The sequence below is a fragment of the Streptomyces sp. NPDC087300 genome, from assembly GCF_044744425.1.
GTDB lineage: Bacteria > Actinomycetota > Actinomycetes > Streptomycetales > Streptomycetaceae > Streptomyces.
The window spans coordinates 226,105-250,004 of record NZ_JBIUYI010000010.1 but is presented as its reverse complement, the minus strand read 5'-3'; the positions used below and the strand labels follow the sequence as shown (position 1 = coordinate 250,004).

At 73.3% G+C, this 23,900-nt stretch carries 19 protein-coding genes; 3 read left to right on the top strand and 16 right to left on the bottom strand.

The genetic code is table 11. The features are described 5' to 3' along the window. The first annotated feature begins 64 nt into the window (after positions 1–64). Positions 65–622: a CGNR zinc finger domain-containing protein gene (locus ACIO9J_RS35530; protein ID WP_402008638.1), complete on the top strand. Its 558-nt coding sequence runs from the start codon at positions 65–67 to the stop codon at positions 620–622. Between the two features lie 24 nt (positions 623–646). On the opposite strand, the gene ACIO9J_RS35525 is transcribed toward ACIO9J_RS35530, so the two are convergent. The 6 genes from ACIO9J_RS35525 to ACIO9J_RS35500 all read right to left on the bottom strand — a co-directional run bounded on the left by ACIO9J_RS35525 (position 647) and on the right by ACIO9J_RS35500 (position 7,274). Continuing rightward, complete coding sequence (locus ACIO9J_RS35525; protein ID WP_402008636.1) at positions 647–1,147, bottom strand: YbaK/EbsC family protein; 501 nt, start codon at positions 1,145–1,147, stop codon at positions 647–649. Between the two features lie 13 nt (positions 1,148–1,160). Further along, positions 1,161–2,417 carry an MFS transporter gene (locus tag ACIO9J_RS35520; protein WP_402008634.1) on the bottom strand — a complete coding sequence of 419 codons (1,257 nt, stop codon included), beginning with the start codon at positions 2,415–2,417 and terminating at the stop codon, positions 1,161–1,163. After that, positions 2,414–3,289, bottom strand: coding sequence for a RimK family alpha-L-glutamate ligase (locus ACIO9J_RS35515; protein WP_402008632.1), 876 nt, complete (start codon positions 3,287–3,289; stop codon positions 2,414–2,416). Before ACIO9J_RS35515 ends, ACIO9J_RS35520 begins: the two co-directional genes overlap by 4 nt. Positions 3,290–3,376: 87 nt before the next feature. Beyond that, complete coding sequence (locus tag ACIO9J_RS35510) at positions 3,377–4,729, bottom strand: peptide ligase PGM1-related protein (RefSeq protein ID WP_402008630.1); 1,353 nt, start codon at positions 4,727–4,729, stop codon at positions 3,377–3,379. Between the two features lie 73 nt (positions 4,730–4,802). Beyond that, positions 4,803–5,861, bottom strand: a complete 1,059-nt coding sequence (locus tag ACIO9J_RS35505) for an amino acid--tRNA ligase-related protein (RefSeq protein ID WP_402008628.1) — start codon at positions 5,859–5,861, stop codon at positions 4,803–4,805. Positions 5,862–5,888: 27 nt separating this feature from the next. Further along, positions 5,889–7,274: an FAD-binding oxidoreductase gene (locus ACIO9J_RS35500; protein WP_402008626.1), complete on the bottom strand. Its 1,386-nt coding sequence runs from the start codon at positions 7,272–7,274 to the stop codon at positions 5,889–5,891. Between the two features lie 298 nt (positions 7,275–7,572). Here ACIO9J_RS35500 and ACIO9J_RS35495 point away from each other — a divergent pair, with 298 nt between their 5' ends. Both ACIO9J_RS35495 and ACIO9J_RS35490 read left to right on the top strand, forming a co-directional pair. Beyond that, positions 7,573–8,241: a potassium channel family protein gene (locus tag ACIO9J_RS35495; RefSeq protein WP_402008624.1), complete on the top strand. Its 669-nt coding sequence runs from the start codon at positions 7,573–7,575 to the stop codon at positions 8,239–8,241. After that, positions 8,241–8,918, top strand: coding sequence for a TrkA family potassium uptake protein (locus tag ACIO9J_RS35490; RefSeq protein WP_098245230.1), 678 nt, complete (start codon positions 8,241–8,243; stop codon positions 8,916–8,918). The genes ACIO9J_RS35495 and ACIO9J_RS35490 overlap by 1 nt, the downstream gene beginning before the upstream one ends. Positions 8,919–9,035: 117 nt before the next feature. Here the strand turns inward: ACIO9J_RS35490 and ACIO9J_RS35485 are convergent, their stop codons facing one another. The 10 genes from ACIO9J_RS35485 to ACIO9J_RS35440 form a co-directional block, all read right to left on the bottom strand. Beyond that, entirely contained in the window at positions 9,036–9,758 is a 723-nt protein-coding gene (locus ACIO9J_RS35485) for a DUF3159 domain-containing protein (protein WP_402008622.1), read from the bottom strand. 3 nt (positions 9,759–9,761) lie between these two features. Continuing rightward, a complete protein-coding gene (locus tag ACIO9J_RS35480; protein ID WP_079043742.1) occupies positions 9,762–10,160 on the bottom strand; it encodes an OB-fold nucleic acid binding domain-containing protein in 399 nt (132 codons plus the stop codon). Between the two features lie 106 nt (positions 10,161–10,266). Then, on the bottom strand, positions 10,267–10,950 hold the full coding sequence (locus tag ACIO9J_RS35475) for a response regulator (RefSeq protein ID WP_402008776.1): 684 nt from the start codon (positions 10,948–10,950) through the stop codon (positions 10,267–10,269). Positions 10,951–10,988: 38 nt separating this feature from the next. Continuing rightward, positions 10,989–13,535, bottom strand: a complete 2,547-nt coding sequence (locus ACIO9J_RS35470; RefSeq protein ID WP_402008619.1) for an ATP-binding protein — start codon at positions 13,533–13,535, stop codon at positions 10,989–10,991. A gap of 154 nt (positions 13,536–13,689) precedes the next feature. Then, positions 13,690–14,358: an ABC transporter ATP-binding protein gene (locus tag ACIO9J_RS35465; RefSeq protein ID WP_402008774.1), complete on the bottom strand. Its 669-nt coding sequence runs from the start codon at positions 14,356–14,358 to the stop codon at positions 13,690–13,692. 105 nt (positions 14,359–14,463) lie between these two features. Further along, positions 14,464–15,687, bottom strand: a complete 1,224-nt coding sequence (locus ACIO9J_RS35460; protein WP_402008617.1) for an alginate lyase family protein — start codon at positions 15,685–15,687, stop codon at positions 14,464–14,466. A 103-nt stretch (positions 15,688–15,790) separates the two neighbouring features. Continuing rightward, a complete protein-coding gene (locus tag ACIO9J_RS35455; protein WP_402008615.1) occupies positions 15,791–16,732 on the bottom strand; it encodes an ABC transporter ATP-binding protein in 942 nt (313 codons plus the stop codon). Then, on the bottom strand, positions 16,725–19,487 hold the full coding sequence (locus ACIO9J_RS35450) for a hypothetical protein (RefSeq protein ID WP_402008613.1): 2,763 nt from the start codon (positions 19,485–19,487) through the stop codon (positions 16,725–16,727). Before ACIO9J_RS35450 ends, ACIO9J_RS35455 begins: the two co-directional genes overlap by 8 nt. Further along, positions 19,484–22,900, bottom strand: coding sequence for an FtsX-like permease family protein (locus ACIO9J_RS35445; RefSeq protein WP_402008611.1), 3,417 nt, complete (start codon positions 22,898–22,900; stop codon positions 19,484–19,486). Before ACIO9J_RS35445 ends, ACIO9J_RS35450 begins: the two co-directional genes overlap by 4 nt. 225 nt (positions 22,901–23,125) lie before the next feature. After that, the gene (locus tag ACIO9J_RS35440; protein ID WP_402008609.1) at positions 23,126–23,899 is read right to left on the bottom strand and encodes a DUF3710 domain-containing protein; all 774 of its coding nucleotides are present in this window, start codon (positions 23,897–23,899) and stop codon (positions 23,126–23,128) included. Position 23,900: the final 1 nt, after the last annotated feature.

Sequence of the window (23,900 nt, the reverse complement as noted above, 5' to 3'; positions counted from 1 at the left end):
GCCCAGAGCACCACCACGAAGTAACCTACAAAAGGTTTTACCGGTTAGTCAATGGAGGGCAGGCATGAAGCGACAGGACGCGCCTGGCGCACTGGAGCTGGTCAGGGAGTTCATCAACACGCGCGACCTGGAGACCCGGAGCGACGGGCTCGACTCCCCCGACGACCTGCGGACCTGGCTCGCGGCGCATGAGCTGATCGGCGCGGGGACGCCCGTCGACGAGAGCGCCCGGCACGCCGCCGTCGAGGTCCGTGAGGCGCTGCGCGCGCTGGCCGCCACCCACTCGGGGCGCGCGATGGACCCGGCGGCGGCCCGCACCCTGGACGCCCTCGCCGCGGACGCCGTGATCCGGCTCAGGTTCCGCGACGACGGCACCTCCTTCGTCGGCCCCGACGAGCGGACCGGGGTGCGCACGGCGCTCGGCCGCATCCTGGCGCTCGTCGACGCGGCCGCCCGCGAGGGGACCTGGCCGCGTCTGAAGGTCTGTCCCGCCGAGGACTGTCTGTGGGTGTTCTACGACCACTCCAAGAACCGGTCGGGCACCTGGTGCCAGATGGCCGAGTGCGGCAACCGCGCCAAGGGCCGGGCGTTCCGCGCGCGCCGGACGCCGTCGGAGTCCTGACCCGCCGCGGAGCCGCCCGGCCCCCTACCGCGCGATCGGCGCCACCCGCGGCTCGCTCAGCGCGACGAAGTGCTCCGTGCCGAGGGCGATCGACCGGTCCAGGCGCGCCGCGTTGAAGTAGATCTCGTCGTGCGCGAGCAGTTCGGGATCGACGACCAGGTGCAGCCCCGGGTCGAAGGAGAAGGGGATCACGCAGCCGCTGACGCAGCCCGTGATCCGCTCCGCGAGCGACCGGTCGGCGAGCGTGGCGTCGGCGCCGCCGAACAGCCGCCGCACCTTCTTGAAGTCGACCCGCCGGTCCCCCGGCACCACGGCGAGGACCGTGACGTGCTCCGTGGGGCCCTTCCTGCGCACCTGGACGACCATGCACTTGGCCGCCTGCTCCGGTGCGTGCCCGCGCAGGTCGCTGGCGCGCAGCGTCCGCCCCTCCGCCTCGTGGTCGATGACGCGGTAGTCGGCGAGGGACCCGTCGAGGACGGACATCAGCCGCCCGAAGGCCGTCGTCGGCATCTCCATCGTCGGCATCTCCATCAGCTCCTCAGATATCGCGGCGGGAGAAGGTCAGCGCGGCGACGACGGCCGCGACCAGCCCGACGGCTCCGAAGAGCAGCCAGGGCGTATGACTGAGCGGGTCGGCGGCGAGCCTGCTGCCCGCGTAGTTGCCCACGCTGCCGCCGAGCGCCCACGACCCGGCGTAGATGCCGAAGAAGCTGGCGCGGGTGGAACCGCCCGCGAACGAGGCGAGGATGAGCTGCGAGGAGAAGAGGATGACCGTCTCGCCCACCGAGTAGAGCGCGACGCAGGCGAGCAGCCACCACGGCGAGCGGCCGAAGGCGACCGAGCCGAATCCGACGGCCACCAGGAGGTAGCCGAGCGCGGGCATCAGCCGCGCACCGTAACGGTCGTGGAGCCGCTTCACGAACAGGATGCTGGTGATGCCGACGACGCCGTTCGCCAGGTAGAGCACGCTGATCCAGCTGGTGTCGGCCAGCGCGTCCGAGCGCAGCGGGACCGCGACCCCGAGCTGGGTGAAGAGGAACCACCAGGGCAGCATCAGCAGCCAGAAGCCGACGAACCAGCGGTGCCCGAGGACGTTCTTGAAGTGCCGCAACACGCTCTGCGGCGCCTCCTGTCGGTCCCCTGCCCCGCCCTCGCCGCCGGGCATCGTGATCCCGCGGACCACCAGGAGCAGCAGGACGAAGAGCACCCCGCTGGCGACGAACGGCGCGCGCGGCCCGACCGCGAGCAGCGCCGCCGCGAGCGCGGGCCCGCCGATCACCCCGGCGTTCAGGAGCGCGTTCTCCAGGGCGAAGGCGCGGGACCTCAACGGTTCGGGCTGGGCGGCCAGCAGCGCGCTGACCGGCGCTTCGTAGATGGCCCCGACCCCGGCGAGGAACGCCGAGACGAGGAGCTGCGCCGTGCCGTGGCCCAGCCCGAGCCCGAGGAAGCCGATGCTGCGCGCGAGCGCGCCGACCGCCATGACGATGCGCGGGTCGTACCGGTCGGCGAGCGGCCCCGCCACGACGGGCGTCAGGCGTGCCGCGAGCAGGAAGACGGTCAGCGTGGTGCCGATCTGCACGGCGGACGCGTGGTCGACCGTGGTCAGCTTCACGGCGAGCAGCGGGAACGCCACGTACGTCGCGGCGTTCATGACGAAGAGCGTGGCGAGGCCGAGCTTCACCGGGCGCGGCAGCTCGGCGAGCGCCCGCAGACGGCCCGCCCCGCCTCCGCCGCCGGGCCCCGCCGGCTCCGTCCGTGCCTCCTGGGAGGCGGGTGGTTCCTGCACGCTCGTCATACCGTCCGCTCCACGTAGCGGAGGACGGCGTGGCAGATGCGCCGCTGCTCCTCCTCGTCCACGAAGTACCAGCCAGGGGTGTTGTTGATCTCGACGATCCGGTAGCCGTCCCGGCTCGGCAGGAAGTCGAGGGCCGCGATCGAGATGCCCATCAGCCGGGCCGCCCTGCGCGAGACGTCGAGCAGTTCCTCGTCCGCCTCGAAGGGCACCGACGTGGCGCCCTGCATGATGTTGGCCTTCCACAGGTCGCCGCCGACCGGCACGCGGCGGCAGTTGAGCACCGCCTCGTCGCCGACCAGGGTGATGCGGACGTCGCCTTCCGGGTGCGGCAGGTAGGGCTGGCAGACCAGGACGGGGTACGCCGCGAGCAGCCGGTCGACCACGGCCCGGTCCGCCCGGACGTCGAAGACCCGCTCGACGTCCGTACCGCCGTAGCCGAAGGACGGTTTGAGGACCACGGGCCCCCACTCGTCCAGGGCGTCGGCGACGTCCGCGACCGAGCCGCAGGAGCGGGTGGGCGCGACGGGAAGCCCCGCCGCGGCGAGCCGGTGCAGGCCCTGCAGCTTGCACTCGGTGGTGAGGTAGGTGCCGGCCGGGTCGAGCAGGGTGACGCCGGGGACCTCGCCGAGCAGCGCGTAGCGCTCGTGGTCGGCCTGGAAGGTGGCGGGCCGCAGTTCGGCGCGGGACACGACGACGTCGAAGTGCCGTACGGGGATGCCGAGCGCGGTGGGTTCGGAGCCGGTGGCGGTCCGGGTCAGCGCGATGTCGTCGAGCGTGAACAGCACGACGTCGTGCCCGCGCTCCTTGCTCGCGTGCGCCAGGCCGACCGACTCCGTCTCCTCCCGGTCCCAGCCGAGGATTCCGATGTGCATGACGCCTCCAGGTGGCGCGTTGAGGGTCGATCAGGTGGAAGGCGGGGGACGGCCCCGTGACAGACATCCCCCCGCCCGCGGAAGTGGTCAGTCGGCCGCCACGTACCGGAGGTGCGACTCGACCGCCGCCTCCAGGCCTTCGGCCTGCTCCCGGTCGTGGCCGATGGAGACCAGCTCGACGGTCCCGGTCGTCTGCGTGCTGTCGGTGGCCACGATCACCCCGTGGCCCCGCTCCGCGGAGAACAGCCGCCCGTTCTCGCGCAGATGGGCGAGGAGTTCCCCGAGGCTCCGCGCGGGCAGCGAGTTGTGCGAGACGACGACGTGCGTGCGCAGATAGTCCTCGCCGAGCAGCCTGCGGGCGATGACGTCGATGTTGGTCGCGCCACCCGCCCGTCCGTTGAACTCGGTGTAGAGCATCCGCCCGTCCCGGTCGAGTACGGCGTCGATGTTGATGAGCCCGTGGTAGCCGATGCGCTGGGCGAGCAGCGCGATCTGCTGGCTGTCGGCGCACAGTTGGGCGTGGTCGGTGCCCGCCAGGTCCTGCGGCGGGAAGACGTAGCCCTTCCACACCGGCTCCATGCGCATGTCGCCGTAGTTGAGCAGCACGGGCGCGGTCCGCGGCGGCACGTACAGCTCCGAGGAGAGCGTCTTGGAGTACGGGTGGTAGACCTCCACGACGATGCGCGCGCCCGCGGTGTAGCGGGGCAGGACCGGCGGCTCGGCGAGCCCCACCTCGGCGAGCGCGGCGCGCACCCGGGTCCGGCCGGTGTCCGCGATCCGCAGCACCCGGTAGGCGCCGAGGCCGACCACGTCGGGATCGGTGGTCACCAGGACGTTGCCGTCGCCGCCGGAGTTCTGGTCCTGCTTGACGATCACCGAGCCGGTACGGGGCATCAACTCGGCCACGGCGTCGATGAGTTCGGGACCGGGGTCGGTGACGCGGCCCTCGGGGACCGGCACCCCGGCGGCGAGCGCGAGGGCGCGGAACACCGACTTGGTGTTGACCAGTTCGACCATGTTCTGCGCGAAGGGCCGCGCCTCGACGTGGTCGATCCCGAGCAGCGTCTCCCAGCGGGCGACGTCGCGGTCGTGCAGATAGCAGGTGACGTGCCAGGCGTCCGCGCCCAGGCCGCTCGCCGCGACGCGCTCGCGCAGCTCCTCGACGAGCTCGGGGTTGCCGTCCGGGTACCAGCTCGACGAGGTGTAGTCGCGCAGGCTCAGTACGGTGAATTCCTCCGGCAACAGGCCGAGCGTGCCGGCGAGATAGCCGAGGAAGTCCTTGTTGACGGGGCCGGGGATGACGGCGATGTCACCGCTCTCCAGCGACCAGAGGAGGCGGTCGCCGATGACGTCGTAGAACGGCCGCACGTCGACGGGTATGTCCTCGGGACGCGCCACCATGGCGCGGCTGTTGGGATTGGCGAAGAGGATTTTCGGCATGCCCTGAACTCCTTGCTCACGCGGGGTGGGGACGTTCTCAGGGGCGCACTCAAAGACGCCCTCAGAGAATTCCTCAGGGACGGTCGACGCTCTCGGGCCACGACTTCTCCTCGGCGACCCGCGAGATCAGCGGGATGTCACGGATGTCGTCGTGCTTGAGGACCCACATCAGGAAACGCTCGACGCCCATGCCGAACCCCGAGGTGTGCATGGGGAATTCGTCCTTCATGTTCACGTACCAGGCGTAGTCGCGCTCCGGCACGTCATGCATGGCGAGCGCCTTGCGCACGTCGCCGCTGCCGGTGTGCCGCTCGCCGGAACCGACGACCTCGCCCATCCCGAACAGCAGGTCGGCGTTGTTGGCGCTGCGCTGGCTGCTGTCCGAGAAGGCCTGGTAGAAGGGGTTGGACAGGTGGTCGAAGTGCGTGACCCAGACGAACTCGCTGACCCGCTCCATGAGCAGCAGCTCGCCGCGCTTGGTCAGCGTCCGCCAGTCGCCCTCGTCGCGGATGGTGCCCTCGTCGTTCCTCAGCAGGTGCGCGGCCTCGTCGAAGGTGAGCCGCTCGAAGCCGCCCGCGTGCCCGGCCATCCGCTCCAAGTGGGCCACGTCGCCCGCCCGTTCGGCGAGCCTGGCCCCGTACTGGTCGAGCATGCTGCCCGCGAGGTGGCGCACATATCCCTCGACGTACGCGATCAAGTCGTCGAGCCCGCCCGGGATTTCGGCCTCGCTGTGGACGTACTGGCCCAGGTGCGTGCGGTCGGGCCGCTCGCCGCGGAACGAGGGCAGGACGTTGTAGCAGCCGCCGGGCGCGAGCCGGCAGCCGTACTCCAGGAGGAACTGCATGGAGTCGGGCAGATAGGTGTCCACTCCGGAGACCGTCACCGGCACCGGCTCGGAGTCGCTGCCGAGCCCCGTCGGGCAGGTGATGGTCCGCGTCGTCATCGGCAGGTACATCGCCCGCAGACCGCGGGAGTGGGCGTACTCCACGGTCGCCCTGAGCACCAGGTCCTCCAGATCGGCGACCAGGCCGTACCAAGGGGAGCGCAGTGCGCGGATGAAGGCGTCCGGTTCCGCGCCCCAGGTGCGCGGCGGCGCGAAGTGCCCGGCGGTCCCCATGATGCTCTTCTGCATGGTCCTCACTCCTTCTGACTCATGAATTCATGCGCTGGGGCGGATGTTCTGATTGCCTCGGAAGAGGTTGTGCGGGTCGTATTTCCTTTTCACCTCGGCCAGTTGCCGGTAGCGCGCGTCGCCGTAGCTGTCCATGGCGCGGGAATTGCCGCTGTCCTCCTGGTAATTGACGTAGACGCCGTCGTGCCGCCAGGGGGCGAGCCGCCCGATGGTGCGCCGGGACCACGCGGCGTGCGGCGCGTCGCCCGCCGGGTCGGTCCAGTGCGCGGAGGCCGTACAGATGTAGGGGGCGTCGCGGTTCGGGAACGCGGAGTCCGCGCCGTCCGCCGCGATGGCGCCGCGCAGGTACTCGAAGTCGACGGTGGAGAGCGGCACGGAGGTCTCCCCCTGGGCCCCGGGGATCTCCTCCGTGGCGGCGGCCAGTTCGTCCGCCGCGGCCGCGATCCCTTCGAGGTAGCAGGACTTGGTGTAGTAGCGGTGCCCGTGCGGCTCGGAGGTGTCGCCGAGCGCCTGGAGCGCCCCGTACGACAGGACCTGCTCCGCCGACCCCGCGGGGGCGACGGCGCCGTGCAGCGCCTCGGTGGCTGCGCGCCCGTGCGCGGGGTCGCCGAACCAGGCGGTGGACAGGTGGAGCGCCGGCCGCCCGTGCAGCTCGGCGGGGACCCAGTCGTTCGCCACCGCGCGGCGCAGCGTGCCGACCGCGTGCAGGTCGGCGTCCTGCACCTCGGCGAAATCCTGGTAGGCGGCGAGCACCGGGGCCGCGAGGGCCACGGGGTAGACCGCGCGCCGGAAGTAGACGGGGCCGACCGGGCGCAGCCGCAGCGTGAAGCGGGTGACCACGCCGAAGTTCCCGCCCCCGCCGCGCAGCGCCCACAGCAGCTCGGGATGGCTGTGGGCGGTCGCCTCGACGACGCTCCCGTCGGCCAGGACGACCTCGGCGGCCACCAGGTGGTCGCAGGTCAGGCCCCACTTACGGGCGAGCCAGCCGTAGCCGCCGCCGAGTGCGAGACCGCCGAGCCCGGTGTGCGAGACGACTCCGGCGGGGCACGCGAGGCCGTACGGCGTGGTGGCCGCGTCCAGGTCGCCCAGGAGGCAGCCGCCCTCGGCCGTGACGAGCCCGGCGGCCGCGTCGACGCTCACCCCGCGCATCGGCGCCAGGTCGATCAGGAGCGCACCGTCGGCGACCGCCGTTCCCGCGACGTTGTGCCCGCCGCCGCGCACCGAGACCGGCAGCCCCTCGGCCACCGCGTGCCGTAGCGCGGCGGCGACGTCACCGGGGCGGTGGCAGCGGGCGATCAGCGCGGGCCGCCGGTCGACCGTGCCGTTCCACACCCGGCGCGCCGCGTCGTACTCCGGGTCGCCGGGGCCGAGCACCGCCCCGGTGAAGTCCCCGCCAAGCCTGTTCGCCACCATGCCCGCCGCCCTCGTCCGACCCTCGGCGCCTCAGCCGCCCTGTCCCGACCCAGTGCAGGGAACCGGACTATCGGGCGCCTATCAGCCCGCGATCGGCCGGGCGCGACGACCGCGTCGGCCGCCGCCGGGCCCTTTCGCGTCCACTCGGGTGAGTGCGTGGGCCCCGTTGCGGCTTAAGCTCGTCTCCTGGCAACGCCGCACGCTGTTGCCCCGTTGTCGCCAGCAGAGTGAGAGAGAAGAGTGAGCACGATGTTTTCGCAGGTCAGCGGGATGACCAGGAGTGCGGGGTAACGGACAGGTGCACATCGTCATCATGGGCTGCGGGAGAGTCGGATCCGCTCTCGCGCAGAACCTTGAACAGCAGGGGCACACGGTCGCGGTCGTCGACCAGGACCCCACGGCCTTCCGCCGCCTGGGCTCCGGCTTCGGCGGCCGCCGGGTGACCGGTGTCGGCTTCGACCAGGACACCCTGCGCGAGGCGGGCATCGAGGAGGCGGGCGCCTTCGCCGCCGTCTCCAGCGGCGACAACTCGAACATCATCGCCGCGCGGGTCGCCCGCGAGATGTTCGGCATCGAGAACGTCGCGGCCCGCATCTACGACCCGCGCCGCGCCGAGGTCTACCAGCGCCTGGGCATCCCGACGGTCGCCACGGTCCGCTGGACCGCCGACCAGATGCTGCGCAGGCTGCTCCCGTCCGGGGCCGAGCCGCTGTGGCGGGACCCCACGGGCGGTGTGCAGCTCGCCGAGGTGCACGCGTCGACCGCGTGGATCGGGCACAAGATCAGCCGGCTCCAGGAGGAGACCGGCGTACGCGTCGCCTTCCTCACCCGGCTGGGCGAGGCGGTCCTGCCGACCTCACAGACGGTGCTCCAGGAAGGCGATCTGGTGCACGTGATGATGCGCACCGGCGAGGTGGACAAAGTCGAGGCGGCGTTCGCCGAAGGCCCCGAGGAAGGCGGTCAGTGATGAGGGTCGCCATTGCCGGAGCCGGTGCGGTGGGCCGTTCCATCGCCGGTGAGCTCCTGGAGAACGGCCACGAGGTCCTTCTCATCGACAAGGCGCCGACCGCCATCTCGGTCGAGCGCGTCCCGCAGGCGGAGTGGCTGCTCGCCGACGCCTGCGAGATCACCTCGCTGGACGAGGCGGCGCTGCAGCGCTGCAACGTGGTCATCGCGGCCACCGGTGACGACAAGGTCAACCTCGTCGTCTCGCTGCTCGCCAAGACCGAGTACGGCGTGCCGCGGGTCGTCGCCCGCGTGAACAACCCCAAGAACGAGTGGCTCTTCAACGAGTCCTGGGGCGTCGACGTCGCGGTCTCCACGCCGCGGCTGATGTCCGCGCTCGTCGAGGAGGCGGTGAGCGTCGGCGACCTCGTCCGGCTGCTCCGCTTCAGCCACGGCGACGCGAACCTCGTCGAGCTGACGCTGCCGCCGGAGTCGGCCCTCGCGGGCACGCGGGTCGGCGACGTCCAGTGGCCCGAGGACACGTCCCTGGTCACGATCATCCGCGGCACGCGGGTCCTTGCGCCGACGCCCGACGATTCCCTGGAGGCGGGTGACGAGCTCCTCTTCGTGGCCGCGCAGGCGCGTGAGGAGCAGCTGGAGGACCTGCTCTCGGTGCGCCGCGAGGACGCGGTGGGCTGAGGCCGCCCCGGCGAGCGGTTACGTCGAGGGGGCACCCGGATTCGTCCGGGTGCCCCCTCGTCTTGCTGTCTTCAGCCTGCGGCGCCGTCGTGGCTGGCCGCGCAGTTCCCCGCGCCCCTAGCGGGGCGCAGCCTTCCGCGCTTCCTCTTCCTTCTCCGCCGCTTCCATCTCAGCGAATACGTCGATCGGCGGCGGCGCCTTCGCCAGGAAGACCCAGGTCAGGTAGACCGCGAGCAGGAACGGCGGGATCTTCAGGGCGACCAGGACCCAGCCGAACTGCGTCGTGTCCCCCCACCAGTACAGCGGGAAGAGGATCGCGCACTTGGCGAGGAGGATCAGGCCCCAGGCCCAGCTGGCCTTGGCGTACGCCTTCTTGCGGCCCGGGTTGCGGGTGCGCCAGGAGAGGTTCTCCTTGAAGACCGGGCCCAGGATCAGGCCGATCAGCGGGACGCCCGCGAGGGTCGTGACGATGTACGCGAGGGCGAGGCCCAGCGTGTAGAGCATGCCGGGCAGGTAGAAGTCCTTGGCATTGCCGGTCATCATCGCGAAGACCACGCCGAAGGCGACTCCGAAGACGCCGCTGAAGGCGTGCTTGACGGTGTCCTTCATGACCAGGCGGACCACGACGAGCACCAGGGACACCGCGAGGGCCGCGATGGCCGACATGTGCAGGTCCTTGTTGATCGTGAAGATGGTCACGAAGAGCAGGCCGGGGACGACCGTCTCCACCATGCCCCGCACGCCGCCGAAGGCCTCGAAGAGCGCTGCCTCGGTCACGGCCCTGGAATCGGCGTCCTGATCCGTGCTTCCCTGGTCCGTCGGCTTGTCGAGGGACGTCACCGGCTACTCCCGTCCGAGGGGTCTGAGTTCGTACTTCGGGTTGAAGAGCACCCGGCGGCCCCTGCTCATCGAGATCCGGCCGGACGCGATCAGCTTGCGCCCCGGTTCTATCCCCACGATGGAGCGCCTGCCGAGCCACACCACGTCCAGCGCCGCCGAACCGTCGAAGAGCTCGGCCTCCAGGGCCGGGACTCCGGCGCGTGGCCGCAGGGTGACCGTGCGCAAGGTACCAGTAACGGTGACGATCTGGCGGTCGTGGCAGTCGCCGATGCGGACGCATCCCGCCGTCTCGGCGTCCTCACGCAGCTCCTCCGACTCCAGGTCCTCCTGCGAGGAGGACAGCCGGTCGAGCATGCGCCGGAAACGGCCTGCCGGCTTTTCGGAACCAGGAACAGCACTCATAACAGAAGCGTACCGGGGGACGCGAACACAGCGGCACGGGGTGCGCTCATCTGTGCTTATGCCCGCTCAGTACCCGCTTTCCACCCTGCTGAAGCAGCCGATCCGGTCACTTCTCGAAGCGGTAGCCCATGCCCGGTTCGGTGATGAAGTGCCGGGGGTGCGCGGGGTCCGTCTCCAGCTTGCGGCGCAGCTGTGCCATGTAGACGCGCAGATAGTTCGTCTCCGTGCCGTAGGAGGGCCCCCAGACCTCCTGGAGCAGCTGCTTCTGGCTGACCAGGCGGCCGGTGTTGCGCACCAGGACCTCCAGGAGGTGCCACTCCGTGGGGGTCAGGCGGACGTCGCGGCCGCCGCGGTTGACCTTCTTGGCGGCCAGGTCGACGGTGAAGTCCGCGGTGTCCACCAGTGCGTCGTCCTCGCCGGAGCCGGTCGGCTCGGCCCTGCGGACGGCGGCGCGCAGCCGGGCGAGGAGCTCGTCCATGCCGAAGGGCTTGGTGACGTAGTCGTCCGCGCCCGCGTCGAGCGCCTCGACCTTCTCGTCGGAGCTGTGCCGGGCGGACAGGACCAGGATCGGCACGCGCGTCCAGCCGCGCAGGCCCCTGATGACCTCCACGCCGTCCATGTCGGGCAGACCGAGGTCGAGCACGATCACGTCGGGGTGGCGGGCCGCGGCGAGCTGCAGCGCCGTCGCGCCGTCGGGGGCCGCGTCCACCTCGTACTTGCGCGCCTTCAGGTTGATCACGAGGGCGCGTACGATCTGCGGCTCGTCGTCGACCACGAGCACCCGGGTCATGCGTACCTGCCTTTCCGGCTTCTGGAACTGGGTCTGGGTCACGAGGTGACCTGGGCGGAGAGATCGGGGCGGACCGGCGCCCTGCCGGCCGCCGCCCGCAGGGTGAGGACCATGGTGAGGCCGCCGCCGGGGGTGTCCTCGGCGGTGAGCGTGCCGCCCATGGACTCGACGAAGCCGCGGGCGACCGCGAGGCCGAGGCCCACGCCGGCGCCGCGCGGAGCGTCACCGTAGCGCTGGAACGGCGCGAAGATGCGGTCCTTGGCGGTATCGGGCACGCCGGGGCCGCGGTCCACCACCCGGACCTCCACGCGCTCGCCCAGGGCGCTCGCGGAGACCTTCACGGGCTCGCCCTCGGGGGCGTACTTCACGGCGTTCTCGACGATGTTGGCGACCGCGCGCTCCAGGAGGCCCTTGTCCACGGCGACCATCGGCAGCGTCTCGGGGATGTCGAGCTCCGCGCTGCCGTCGGGTACGCCGCCGAGCGCCATCGGCACGACCTCGTCGAGGTCGATCTCCCGGATGAGCGGGGTGACGGTGCCGGTCTGCAGGCGGGACATGTCCAGGAGGTTGCCGACCAGGTGTTCCAGGCGGTCGGCGCCGTCCTCGATGCCTTCCAGGAGCTCGGCCTCGTCCTCGTCGGACCAGTCGACGTCGTCGGAGCGCAGCGAGGACACGGCCGCCTTGATGCCCGCGAGCGGGGTGCGCAGATCGTGGCTGACGGCGGCGAGCAGCGCGGTGCGGATGCGGTTGCCCTCGGCGAGGGTGCGGGCCTGGTCGGCCTCGGACTGGAGGCGCTGGCGGTCCAGGACGACGGCGGCCTGCGCGGCGAACGCGGCGAGGACGCGGCGGTCCTCGGCGGGCAGGACGCGGCCGGAGAGCGCGAGCGCCATGTGGTCGCCGACGGGCATGTCCACGTCGGCGTCCTCGGGGCGGAGCAGCGGGCGGCCGTCGCCGACGCTGCCCGCGCAGGTCCAGGGGTCGGTGTCGCCCGCGCGTTCCAGGAGGGCGACGGACTCCATGGCGAAGGTCTCGCGGACCCTTTCCAGGAGGGCCTCCAGGCTGGTCTCGCCGCGCAGCACGCTGCCCGCGAGGAAGGAGAGTATTTCCGACTCGGCGCGCAGTCTGGCCGCCTGGTGGGTGCGCCGGGCCGCGAGGTCGACGACGGAGGCGACCGAGACGGCGACGCCCACGAAGACGGCGATCGCGACGATGTTCTTGTTGTCGGAGACCGTCCACAGGTGCAGCGGCGGCGTGAAGAAGTAGTTGAGGAGCAGCGAGCCGAACGCCGCCGATGCCAGGGCGGGCAGGAGTCCGCCGAGCAGCGCCGCCGCCACGGTCAGCGTCAGGAACAGCAGCATGTCGTTGGCGAGACCGAGGTCGGCGTCGACATTGGTGAGCAGCAGGGTCAGCAGCGCGGGGCCGCCGACGCCCACCAGCCAGCCCCAGATGATCCGGGACCTGCCGAGCCGGGCACCGCGCGCGACGGGCAGGCCGCGGCCCTTGGCGACCTCGCCGTGCGTGACGATGTGGACGTCGAGGTCGGGCCCCGACTCGCGGGCGACGGTCGCGCCGACGCCGGGCCCGAAGACGTACTGCCAGGTCTTGCGGCGCGAGGAGCCGAGGACGATCTGGGTGGCGTTGACGCCGCGCGCGAAGTCGAGGAGCGCGGCCGGTATGTCGTCGCCTATGACGTGGTGGAAGGTGCCGCCGAGGTCCTCGACCAGGGTGCGCTGGACCGCCAGCTCCTTGGGCGAGGCTGCGGTCAGCCCGTCGCTGCGGGCGATGTAGACGGCGAGGATCTCGCTGCCCGAGCCCTTGGCCGCCATCCGGGACGCGCGTCTTATCAGCGTGCGGCCCTCGGGCCCGCCGGTCAGGCCGACGACGATGCGCTCGCGGGCCTGCCAGGTGGAGCGGATGTTGTGCTCGCCCCGGTACTGCTGGAGGTATTCGTCGACGCGGTCGGCGACCCAGAGCAGCGCGAGCTCGCGCAGGGCGGTGAGGTTGCCGGGGCGGAAGTAGTTGGACAGGGAGGCGTCGATGCGGTCCGGCTTGTAGATGTTGCCGTGCGCCATGCGGCGGCGCAGTGCCTGTGGCGACATGTCGACCAGCTCGATCTGGTCGGCGCGGCGCACCACCTCGTCGGGCACCGTCTCGCGCTGCCGTACGCCGGTGATGGACTCCACGACGTCCCCGAGCGACTCCAGGTGCTGGATGTTCACGGTGGAGACGACGTCGATGCCGGCGGCGAGGAGTTCCTCGACGTCCTGCCAGCGCTTGGCGTTGCGCGAGCCAGGGACGTTGGTGTGGGCCAGCTCGTCGACCAGGGCGACGGCGGGGTCGCGCGCCAGGACCGCGTCCACGTCCATCTCGGTGAACGCGGTGCCCCGGTACTCCAGGTCCTTGCGGATCACCTGTTCGAGGCCGTGCAGCATCACCTCGGTGCGCGGCCTGTCGTGGTGCTCCACGAAGGCCACCACGCAGTCGGTGCCGCGCTCGACACGGCGGTGCGCCTCGGAGAGCATCGCGTACGTCTTGCCGACGCCCGGTGCCGCACCGAGGTAGATCCGAAGCTTGCCGCGTGCCATGGCCCCATTGTCTTCCCGAAACTGCTGTGTACGCAGCGTCGACCTTACGGCCAACAATTCCGGCATTACGGACGAGGGGGTACGGGGCCGCTCTCCTTGACACAACCCTGATGCGTGCCGGAGCGGGGCCGAAGCAGCCCGGGGACCTGGCCGCTCAGTGCTCGACGAGCGTCCCGTCGCCCAGTTCGAGGACCCGGTCGGCGAGGCCGAGCAGTGTCGCGTCGTGGGTGGCGACCAGTGCGGTGACGCCCTCGCTGCGCACGACCGCGCGGAGCAGCTCCATCACCGCGAGCCCGGTCTCCGCGTCGAGCTGCCCGGTGGGCTCGTCGGCGATCAGCAGGGCGGGCTTGTTGGCGAGGGCGCGGGCGATGGCCACGCGCTGCTGCTGCCCGCCGGAGAGCTCGCCGGGCCGCTGCTCGGCGTGGTCCGCGAGGCCGACGAGGGCGAGCAGCAGGGCGACGCGCTCCTCCCGCTCGCGCGGGTCGGTCTTGCGCAGCCGCAGCGGCACGCCGACGTTCTCGGCCGCGCTGAGGATGGGGATCAGGCCGAAGGACTGGAAGATGAAGCCGACGCGGTCCCTGCGCAGCTCCAGGAGACCGTTCTCGCCGAGGCCCGCGAGTTCCAGGCCGTCGACGGATATCTTGCCCGCGTCCGGGGTGTCGAGCCCGCCGACGAGGTTGAGCAGCGTCGTCTTGCCGGATCCCGAGCGTCCCTTGAGGGCGACGAGTTCGCCGCGCGGCACGGTGAAGGAGACGCCGCGCAGTGCGTGCACGGCCGCGGCCCCGCTGCCGTACGTCCGGTGGAGATCCTCCACGACGACCATGTCCCCGGCGCCCACGACCACTGCACACTCCCCTGGTACGCCCCTGGGTGCGCAGGGGCCGGGCGCCAGTATCGCCATCCGGCGACCGGCCCGACAAGGGCGGGATCAGCGGGGATTGTCCGCGTGGGTGAGGGTTTCCCAGGCGACGAAGAGGTTGTTGGAACCGGCCGGACGGTTCCTCTCGGTGAGCTTCTGGGTGTTGCTCATGGGGTGTCCGAGGCGTCCGGCGAGCGCGTTGTAGCCGACCTCGGTGACCGGGCCGAGACCACGGTGGACCGTGCCGCCGCAGAGCGAGGCGGGCGGCGCCTCGCCCAGTTCGTACTTGGCCTGGAAGCCGAGTCCCTGGCGCAGCCGTTCGCCGACGTCCGTGCCGTAGAGGTCCTGGCCCTGGATGCGGCTGGTCTCGGCGATGTGCGAGATCGCGGAGAGGCCGTATCCGGTGTGGGTGAAGTCGCGGCAGGTCTCCTGGGTGAGCCCGGTGGTGAAGGTCCCCTGCCCCTGCCAGTACTTGACGATCTTCTCGCGGGTGTCGAGGTTCTGCTTGGGCACGGTCTTCGGCAGCGGCCCGTCGGACGCGAGGTAGACGTACGCGGCCGTGCGCGTGCGGAAGGTGGCCATCGCCTTGTCGTACGACGCCTTGTCCTCCAGGAAGACGGAGATGCCGACGGCGGCCTCCATCATCGACAGCTCCCAGTTTCCGTTGGACTTGGAGCCGTTGATGACCTCGGGCAGATAGACCGTGCGCAACATGGTCGCGAAGCGGCCTGAGTTGGCCCAGGTGCCGGTGTAGGTGTGCTTGATGATCTCGGCGGCGCGCGGCCAGCTGGAGCCCGCCCAGCCGGTCTGCAACGGGGCGTTGCTGTTGGTGTGGTCCTTGATCGTGCCGGACCAGGCGTCCATCAGCTCGATGGACTTCTTCGCGTAGCGCTCGTCGCGCGTCAGGTACCAGGCGAGGGCGGTGGTGTACGCCGCGATGGCGTCCTCGCGCTCGTCGGTGCAGCCGTGGTTGGGGTCGGAGTAGGAGCCGCACTCGACGACCGCGCGGGGCTTGGGCGTGCGGGACAGGGAGGCGTACTTGCTGCCCATCATCTGGTCGTAGGCGGACTTCCAGGGCTGGGCGCCGGCGGTGACCTTCTCGCGGGCGAGGTCGAGCTGGCCGCGCGAGACGGTGACTCCGGGGTGGGCGAAGGTGGCCGGGGCGGCCTCTGCCTCGCCGTTTCCGGGCCAGGGCACGAGCCCGGCGACGAGGGCCGCCGCCACGGAGGCGACGGCCGCGGCCAGGGAGAGGCGGGTTCCGCGGCGGCGGTGGCGTGCGGGGAGTTCCGGCATGGGGGGACCATCCGTTCTTGTATGTGAACTTCAAGTGCCTTTCTGAACACGCGCGTTGGCCCGTGACCATAGGTACGGACCAGGCTTCCGTCAAGGCGTGAAGTTAGAGCTCCTGCTCAGGAGCGCCGGGCGCGTCCCGCCCCGGCCCCGGCTCATCGGGCCATACGCCCACGTGGTCGGGCTCCGCCGTGAGCCGCACCCGCCCGCGCAGCCCGTACCGCTCCAGGTACTCGGCGGGCAGCTGCAACCGGCCCACCCGGTCCAGAACCGTGAACTCGGCGCCCTCGCCGCCCTGTTCGCGGAGCGTCTCCGCGGACGTACGACCGTCCCGGATGCGTACGGTGCGGCGCACCTGGTCCGAGACGAGCGGATCGTGCGTGACGACCAGGACGGTCGCGCCGAGCTCCTCGTTGGCGCGGCGCAGCGCCGCGAAGACGTCCGCGCCGCTCGCCGTGTCCAGCTCGCCGGTCGGTTCGTCGGCGAGCAGCACGCGCGGCGCGTTGGCGGTGGCCACCGCGACGGCGACGCGCTGCTGTTCACCTCCGGAGAGCTCGGCGGGGCGCCGGTCGCGGCAGTACGCGACGCCGAGCACGTCCAGCAGCTCGGCGGCCCGCTCCCGACGCGAACGGCGCGGCACGCGCGCGTACTTCATCGGCAGCGCCACGTTCTCCAGGGCGGTCAGATAGGGCAGCAGATTGCGCCCGGTCTGCTGCCAGACGAAGCCGACGGTGCGCCTGCGGTAGCCGAGGCGCTCCCTGCGGCCCATCGCGAGCAGGTCGTGACCCGCCACCCGCGCGCGGCCCGCCGTGGGCAGGTCGAGGCCGGAGAGGATCGACAGGAGCGTGGACTTGCCGGACCCCGATGCGCCGACGAGCGCCACGCACTCGCCGTCGCCGACCACCAGGTCGAGGCCCTGGAGGGCCTGCACCTCGACCGCGTCGGTGCGGTAGACGCGGACGAGGTTGTCGCAGACGACGAGGCCCTCGTCGGCCACGGGCCGGGCCGCGGCGCGGGCCCGCGCCTCCAGATCGGCCAGTTCAGTCATCGGTCCTCCCGAGTCGCAGGACGGCGCCGAGCCCCCGGCGCCGGCCGAGCCAGGTCTCCACGCCCACCGCGGCGGCGACCAGGACGCAGAGTCCCGCGCCGAGGGCCGCGGTGAACAGCACGTCGACGTGCCGCGTCGGCGCGCTCGGCCCGCCGGTGAACTCCCGCAGGTCCAGGGCGGGTCCGAGCAGTCCCGGCAGCGTCAGGCCCAGCACGACACCGCCCGCGACGGCCGCGAGCACCAGGGGCAGCAGCTGGAGCAGCTGCAGGGCGGAGGTGGCGCGGCCGCCCAGGCCCAGGGTGCGCAGGCGTGCGGTGGTGCGGCCGCGCGCCGGGGCGGAGAGCAGGAGTTCGAGGACGAGGGCGAGCAGCGCGAGCAGCACGGTGAGGGCGGCGCAGGCGGTGTGCGCGGTGGTCATGGCCGCGATCAGCCCGTCGTCCGCGACCTCCGCCTGCTCCTCGGCGCGGGTGCGGAGCTCCCCGGTGACGGCGCCGGGAGCTGCGCGCGGCACGAGGGAGCGCAGCTCCTCGGTGTCGAGGCCGGATCCGTACAGGAGCAGCGCGAACGCCTCGAAGTCGGCGGCGGCGAAGCGCGTCAGGTCCCGGTCGTCGGCGAGCAGGAGCCGGTCCCTGTCCTCGGCGGCACGGCGCACGGGCCCGAGCGCCGGATCCCGCACCACGTCGTCCGGAAGCGCGCCCACGACCCGCATCCGCACCGGCTTGCCGTGCCAGTCGAAGCTCAGCACCTCCCCGGGCCGCGCCGCACCGGCGAGCACCGGGATCTCCCGCCCGCCCGCACGTGCGGCGGCTCCCCCGCCGATGCCCGCGTCCGCAAGGGCCCGGCCCGCGGCGGAACTCGGCCGCGCCGCCCGCAACTTGGCGCCTTCCACGCCGATCAGGCTCGCGATCCCGTACCGGCCGCCGTCCGCGCCGCTCACCGGGTCGACCCGCAACTGCCGCACCGTCGCCGTGTCCCGCACGCCCTGCGCGCGTGCCAGGCGCTGGGCCGTCCTCGGGTCGCGCCCGGCGCCGAGGTACGAGGCGTCCGCACCGACCTCCCACGCCACCGCGGCCTTCCGGCCCGCCACCAGCGTCCCCGAGACGAGCCCTCCGAAGACGGCTCCCGCGAGCGTCACCACGAGGACGAGCAGCGCGAGGCCGCGCGCGGGCGCCTCCTTGGCGGCGCGGGACAGCGCGATGAGCGCCACGGCCCCGCGCCCCCGCGCCGACCACCGCGCCACCAGCCGCACCGGCGGCGGGTAGCAGCGCACCAGCACCGCGACGGCGGCGAGGCCGAGCAACGCGGGCACGGCGGCGAGCAGCGGATCGGGCCCCGCGGCCCCCTCGGTGCCGCGCGCCCGCAGCGCGAACACACCGCCCGTCGCCAGTACGAGCACCATGGCCTCGGCGACGATCCTGCGCCCCGCCCCCACCCGCGCCCGGTCCCTGAGCACCGCCCCGTCCCGCAGCGCGCCCCACGTCAGGACGGGCCCCGGCAGCCAGCACAGCACCGCGACGACGAGCCCGGCGCCGTACCCCGGCGCGTCCCCCGGCAGCGCCGCCGCGACCGCGCAACCGCCCGCGAAGCCGAGCGGCACGACCGGCGAGGTCCGCGCCGCGCACTCCAGGGCGAGCCCGGCGGCCGACGCGCCCCGGGCCCGCCGCAACCGGTCGCTGTCCGCCCTGCGGCGCACGGAGAGCAGCCCGGTGACGAGTACGGCGGCCGCGCCGACCACGACCAGCGAGGCCGTCGCGAAGGAGATCACGACGGCGCCCTCGCGCCACTGCCGCCCGAACTCCTCGAAGGACCCGGGCAGTTCGGTGTCGGTGTCCAGTTCGGTCGCCGGATGCGCGCCGATCACGCAGTCCTTGCCGCCGAACCCGCCGGAGGCACAGGACGCCTCCCGCGCGGCGGGTCCGTACTGGACCATCAGGCGCTGGAAGTCGCGCTCGCCGCGCTCCCCCACGAAGCGCCCCGCCGCAGGCCCGCCGATGACGAGCCGCATGTTCCACGCCACCGTGAGCTCGGCGTCCGCCTGGTCCTGGAGCACCTCGACGCCGCGCGCGGCGACGAGCGCGGCGAACTCGCCCTCCCCCGGCCGCACGAGGGCCGGCACCTCGCTCCACAGCCGCGCCTCGCCCCCGGCGCGGAAGACCCCGACGACGACGCCCGTGGCATCCACGTTCCGCAGCGCTCCCGGCCCCAGCGGGATGCGCTGTCCGACCCGCAGCCCCAACTCGTCGCGCGTGCGCACCGAAACGGCCAGCTCCACCTTCGCGCCACGCGCGCGTGGCGCCCGCCCCGCGACGTACGCCGCCCGCCGGGGAGCGTCCGACGCGTACACCGCCGACATCCGGCTCCAGCGGCCCAACGACACACCGGCGCTGGGCAGTTGGATCCGGGTCGAGTCGTGCACGATCCTGCCGCCGAGGCCGCTGGGTGACGCGTTCTCGACGGCGGTCGCGTACGCGGCGAGATCGGAGGCGAAATCGCCCTCCTCACCGGCCCGCACCTCCTCGGGGTCGAACCGCGCGCTGTGCACCACCCCGGGCACGCCCCGCTGCGCCTGTTCGAGCCGGGAGGCCAGCGCCTCGCCCGCGAGCCGCTCCCGCACACCCGGCCCACCGGCGACCACGGCCACGAGGACGACGACCAGCGCGCCGAGACACCCGAGAAGCGGCCCTTCCCGCCGCAAGGCGCCCCACCACGCCCAACGCCGCGCCCGGCCCGCCCCGATCCGGAAGACGCCCCTCACACGTCCTCCCCGGCCCGCAGGACCCGCGCCAGGTCCACCCGCCCCAGGAGCCGCGCCGCCACGCTCACCACGGCGCAGATCACCAGCGCGGTGGCGCCCGCCGTCAGCGCCACCCGCGCCCACGGCACCGAGGTGACGAGGCCGGGGAAGACCGGCGCCCCCGTGGCGTCCACCGTCACCACCGGCATGATCACGGCGGCGAGCCCGGCCCCGAGCAGCGTGCCGAGCAGCGCGGCCACCCCGGCGAGCCCCAGCTGTTCCGTCCACAGATACGCCGCGAGCTGCCCCTTGCGGACGCCCAGGGCGCGCAGCAACGCGAACTCTCGCGTCCTGGCCCGCGCCGAGAGCACCGTGTGCAGGGTGAACGCGATCACCGCGAAGGCGGGCGCGAGCAGCAGACAGAGCATGAGCCCGCCGCGCGCCCCGCGCCGCAGCGGATCCGCCGCCAACTCCGCCCGTGCACGGGCCACATCGACCGCCCTGCCGAGCTCGGGCCGCTCGCGCAGCGCCGCCATCGCGGGGCCGGTATCAGCCCCCTTCACCCCCACCCACCAGGCGTTCTCCGCCGCCGTCAGCGACCCGCTCAGCGCCCACTGGGCCGCCATGGCCCGGGAGTCGGCGAGCAGCCGCGGCCGGTCCCTCGGCTCCCCCGGCACGGCGGCGATCCGCCCGACGATCCTGATCCGGGCGCTGCCGCCCGCGCCGCGCCGCACGGTGACGGTGTCCCCGACGCGCACCGCACCGGACGCGAGCAGCGCGTCGGAGGCGAGCGCGGGCGCCGGGGCGGCCTTGGCGGGGCGCGCGCCCGTCCCGTCCGTGCCGAGCCGTACCGCCCACGTCGGGTACAGCAGATCCCCGTTCGGCCCGCGCAGCACGGCGTCGAGCAGCTTGCCCGGACCCGGCCGGTCCACGCACAGCACGGGCCCCGGCGCCTTCCCCGAGCCCCGCCGGTCCCGCTCGGCCCGCGGACACCCGGCCGCGTACCGGTCGGGCGCGTCCTGCCGCAGATCGCGCCACCGGGGCTGACGCCCGAGCCCCGGCACCTGATCCACCGTCAACCGGTAGGTCCGGCGCACCCGTTCGCCCACCATGCTCAGTTCCAGCTGCACGATCCGGACGTGTACGTCGCCGTCGCGCACCGGCACCTTCAGCGGTACGGTCCGCGCGCCGCCCTCCCCGATCAGCACGGACGACGAACGGGTCAGCCCGTCCCCGTCCTCGAAGAAGACGGTGAGCCGCACCGGCACGGGCTTCCCGCCGCCGTCGGCCGACATCCGCACCCGCAACGGCAGTTCACGCACCGCACCGCCACCGGCCCCCGCCACCGCGATCCCGTGCTCGGGCACGCCCGCGCCGAGCGGCGCCATCAACTCCCGCACGGGCCGGTCCGCGAGGTCGCCGCGCAGCGCGGGCAGCGGCCCGTGCGCGGTGTCGACGGCCGTGACGGCCACGGCTTCCTGATCGATGTACGCGTCCGAGGTGACCACCGGTGTCACCGCCTCGGCCCCCGGCAACGCCTCGTACACCCCCCGCCGTTCCTGCGGCGGCACTCCGACGCCCGGCTCGATCCGCAGGTCCGCGCCGACCTGGAAGGCCGCCTGGTCGCGGTCGCCCCGGTCCAGGATCGCCAGCGCCGTACTGCTGAGCGCGGCGACGGCGAGGGCGAGCGTGACGACCAGGGCGGGCCCCGCGTGCCGCGCGGCGCGCCGCCCCAACTGCCAGCCGCCGAGCGGCAGGACGAATCCCCTGCCGCGCCGGGCGAGCGGGTCGACGAGCCGGGCGGCCAGCGGCAGGAAGCGCAGCGCGAGCAGCGCGGCGGCGACGGTCATCGCGACGGGCGCGAGTACGAGGACGGGATCGACGCCGTCGCCGCCGGTCACCGGCGACCGGTACTGCCGCAGTTGCAGCCAGCCGAGGACGGCGACCGCGGCGAGCGCCAGATCCGCGCCGAAGCGCTGCGCGCCCGCGAACCGCGCGACGCGCAGCCGCAGCTTCGCCACCGACCGCCGCTCCCGCACGGCCCGCACCGTGGGCAGCAGTACGGCCGCGCCGTGCACCACGACGGCGAGCGCCGCGGCCGTCCACCCCACGCCGGTCGCCGCGGACGCGGGCACGTCTCCGCTCAGCAGCCCCGCCCCGTGCAGCGCCCGGAGCAGCGGCCCGGCGAGGAACGGCGCGGCGCACCCCGCGGGGACGGCCACACAGGCCCACTGCGCGGCGGTCGCCAGCGCGAGCCTGCGCGTACCGGCCCCGCGCGCGGCGAGCAGGGCGAGCTCGGGCCTGCGGTGCTCGGCGAGCTGCCGGGCGGTGAGCACCAGGGCGGCACACCCCAGGGCCCCCAGCAGGGCGGCGGGCACATAGAGCCCGGCCCGCGCCACGGCGATGGGCGCCCCCAACCGCCCGAGCGCCCGCCGCAGCCCACCGGACACGGTCACTTCCGGCGAACTCAGGGGCTTGTGCGCATGCGCCCCACCGGCGGCCGGCCGCACAGCAGAGACGAGCCCATTGCCGTCGTCCCCGGGATGACGAGTACGCCCATACCCCCGCGGCCCCGCCCCCGGAGTCCCCTCGGCGCCCCCGGAGAAGGCCGCACCCTCAAAGGAACCCGCACCCCCGGAGCCACCCGCACCTCGGGGGAACACCGCATCCCCCCGCCCGAACCGCCTGACCCGCTCCTTCAGCTCCCCGATGTCCCCCAGCCGCACCCCTCCCGCATCCGGCACCCCCAGCCACAGCGCCAACGCATCCGCCCCGAGCCCGTCCTCCCTGGCGAACGCCTCCCGCGCCACGACGACCACCGTGTCCGGCAGCCCCGACGTACTGCTCAGCGACGCCCACACCGCGGGCGCCCGCCCCCGCGTCGCGTACAGACCGACGACGTCGAGCCGTACGGCCCGGTCATCAGCACCGCGTACGGAGAGCCGCCCTCCTGGCCGTACGCCGAGCTCGGCGGCGAGCACCTCGGGCAGGGCGGCCTCGGCCCGCTCCGACGCCCCCCGCGGCCACCGCCCCGCCACCAGCGCCGCGTGCCTCCCGACGCCCTCCACGGCGACCACGGAGACGGTCATGTCCGCCCGCGGGTGTCCGTCATCCCCGGTGACGAAGAGTTCGCTGTTGCGCGCCGCGGGCGCCCGCAGCGCGGCCCAGGTGTGATGGGGCACGCGCCCGTAGGTGCGGTCGAGGACGGCGCGTACGGCCCGGTCCACGCCCCTCGCGCCATCGGCGCCCCGCGGCGTCGCGACCTCGACGACGGCGTCCCTGTCCGCGCCGAGCCGCCGCTGGATGCCGCCCTCGACGGCCCGCTCGGACAACGTGGCGAGGGCCGCCAGCACGGTCGCGGCGAGCAGCACGGCGAGCCCCGCGGCCCCCAGCACGAGCCCGTGGTGGCGGCTCTCCCGCACCGCGGCGGGCATCCGCCGTCCCCTCACCGCACCGGTCTCCCCCCGAACGACCGGCACAGTATGGGCGTACGAAAACAAGGCCCGCAATGCCCGTGCCGACCCGGATCACCGTGCTCCGCAACGGAGTTGGGCCATCGGCGCCACCCGGCCACCCGCACCCGGAGAACGCCGATGGGCCGCACCCCTGAGGGGTGCGGCCCATCGGCCCTGCTCAATCGCGTCCCGGCGGACCGCCGGTCAACGCACCTCGGTGATCTCGGGACCGCGCTGCAACTGGCCCATGCCACCGGAGAAGCGCGAGCCCTCCTGCTGCTCCTGCTGGACGCCGCCCTCGGCGACCATCTGCGCGTCGTCGGGAAGCTTCAGGACGACCGGGTCGCGGGGCGCCATCGGGCCGTCGCCGCGCACGACGACGGTGTCCCGGAAGATCTGCTCCAAGAGCCCGGCGGCCTGCGGCTGCACCGCGCCCTGGCCGGAGATCACACCGCGCAGGAACCAGCGGGGACCGTCGACGCCGATGAAGCGCACGACCTGCACGCCGCCCGTGCCGTCCGGCAGCTGCACCGGCACCTGGGCCCGCAGCTCCCAGCCGAGGGGGCCCTCGACCTCGTCGATGACACCGCCCTGCTGGGTGATGCCGGAGGCGATCTCCTCGCGGACCTCGCCCCAGATGCCCTCCTTCTTGGGGGCGGCGAAGCCCTGCAGCTGGATGGCGCTGTCCTGGAGCACGACGGTGGCCGCGACGATCGCGTCGCCCGCGACCTCGACGCGCAGCTCCATGCCCTCGACACCGGGTACGAAGAGGCCGCCCAGGTCCACCCGGCCCTCGCCGGGCTCGCGGACCTCGGAGATGTCCCAGGGCCCGTCGGGACGGGGCTCGGGCTCGAGCCTCACCCGCGACCGCGCGACGTCGGCGCCAGCGGAGTCATCACTGTCCACGCCGTCGACGACCTGCTCGTCCGCGCCCGCCGCGTCCTCGGCGGCACTGTCCTTCTTGCGACGTCCGAACACG

Bases quoted from the DNA above. Each gene is read 5' to 3' on its own strand.
- ACIO9J_RS35530 (WP_402008638.1), top strand. From the start codon at position 65: ATGAAGCGACAGGACGCGCCTGGCGCACTGGAGCTGGTCAGGGAGTTC.
- ACIO9J_RS35525 (WP_402008636.1), bottom strand. From the start codon at position 1,147: ATGCCGACGATGGAGATGCCGACGACGGCCTTCGGGCGGCTGATGTCC.
- ACIO9J_RS35520 (WP_402008634.1), bottom strand. From the start codon at position 2,417: ATGACGAGCGTGCAGGAACCACCCGCCTCCCAGGAGGCACGGACGGAG.
- ACIO9J_RS35515 (WP_402008632.1), bottom strand. From the start codon at position 3,289: ATGCACATCGGAATCCTCGGCTGGGACCGGGAGGAGACGGAGTCGGTC.
- ACIO9J_RS35510 (WP_402008630.1), bottom strand. From the start codon at position 4,729: ATGCCGAAAATCCTCTTCGCCAATCCCAACAGCCGCGCCATGGTGGCG.
- ACIO9J_RS35505 (WP_402008628.1), bottom strand. From the start codon at position 5,861: ATGCAGAAGAGCATCATGGGGACCGCCGGGCACTTCGCGCCGCCGCGC.
- ACIO9J_RS35500 (WP_402008626.1), bottom strand. From the start codon at position 7,274: ATGGTGGCGAACAGGCTTGGCGGGGACTTCACCGGGGCGGTGCTCGGC.
- ACIO9J_RS35490 (WP_098245230.1), top strand. From the start codon at position 8,241: ATGAGGGTCGCCATTGCCGGAGCCGGTGCGGTGGGCCGTTCCATCGCC.
- ACIO9J_RS35480 (WP_079043742.1), bottom strand. From the start codon at position 10,160: ATGAGTGCTGTTCCTGGTTCCGAAAAGCCGGCAGGCCGTTTCCGGCGC.
- ACIO9J_RS35475 (WP_402008776.1), bottom strand. From the start codon at position 10,950: ATGACCCGGGTGCTCGTGGTCGACGACGAGCCGCAGATCGTACGCGCC.
- ACIO9J_RS35470 (WP_402008619.1), bottom strand. From the start codon at position 13,535: ATGGCACGCGGCAAGCTTCGGATCTACCTCGGTGCGGCACCGGGCGTC.
- ACIO9J_RS35465 (WP_402008774.1), bottom strand. From the start codon at position 14,358: ATGGTCGTCGTGGAGGATCTCCACCGGACGTACGGCAGCGGGGCCGCG.
- ACIO9J_RS35460 (WP_402008617.1), bottom strand. From the start codon at position 15,687: ATGCCGGAACTCCCCGCACGCCACCGCCGCCGCGGAACCCGCCTCTCC.
- ACIO9J_RS35455 (WP_402008615.1), bottom strand. From the start codon at position 16,732: ATGACTGAACTGGCCGATCTGGAGGCGCGGGCCCGCGCCGCGGCCCGG.
- ACIO9J_RS35445 (WP_402008611.1), bottom strand. From the start codon at position 22,900: ATGCCCGCCGCGGTGCGGGAGAGCCGCCACCACGGGCTCGTGCTGGGG.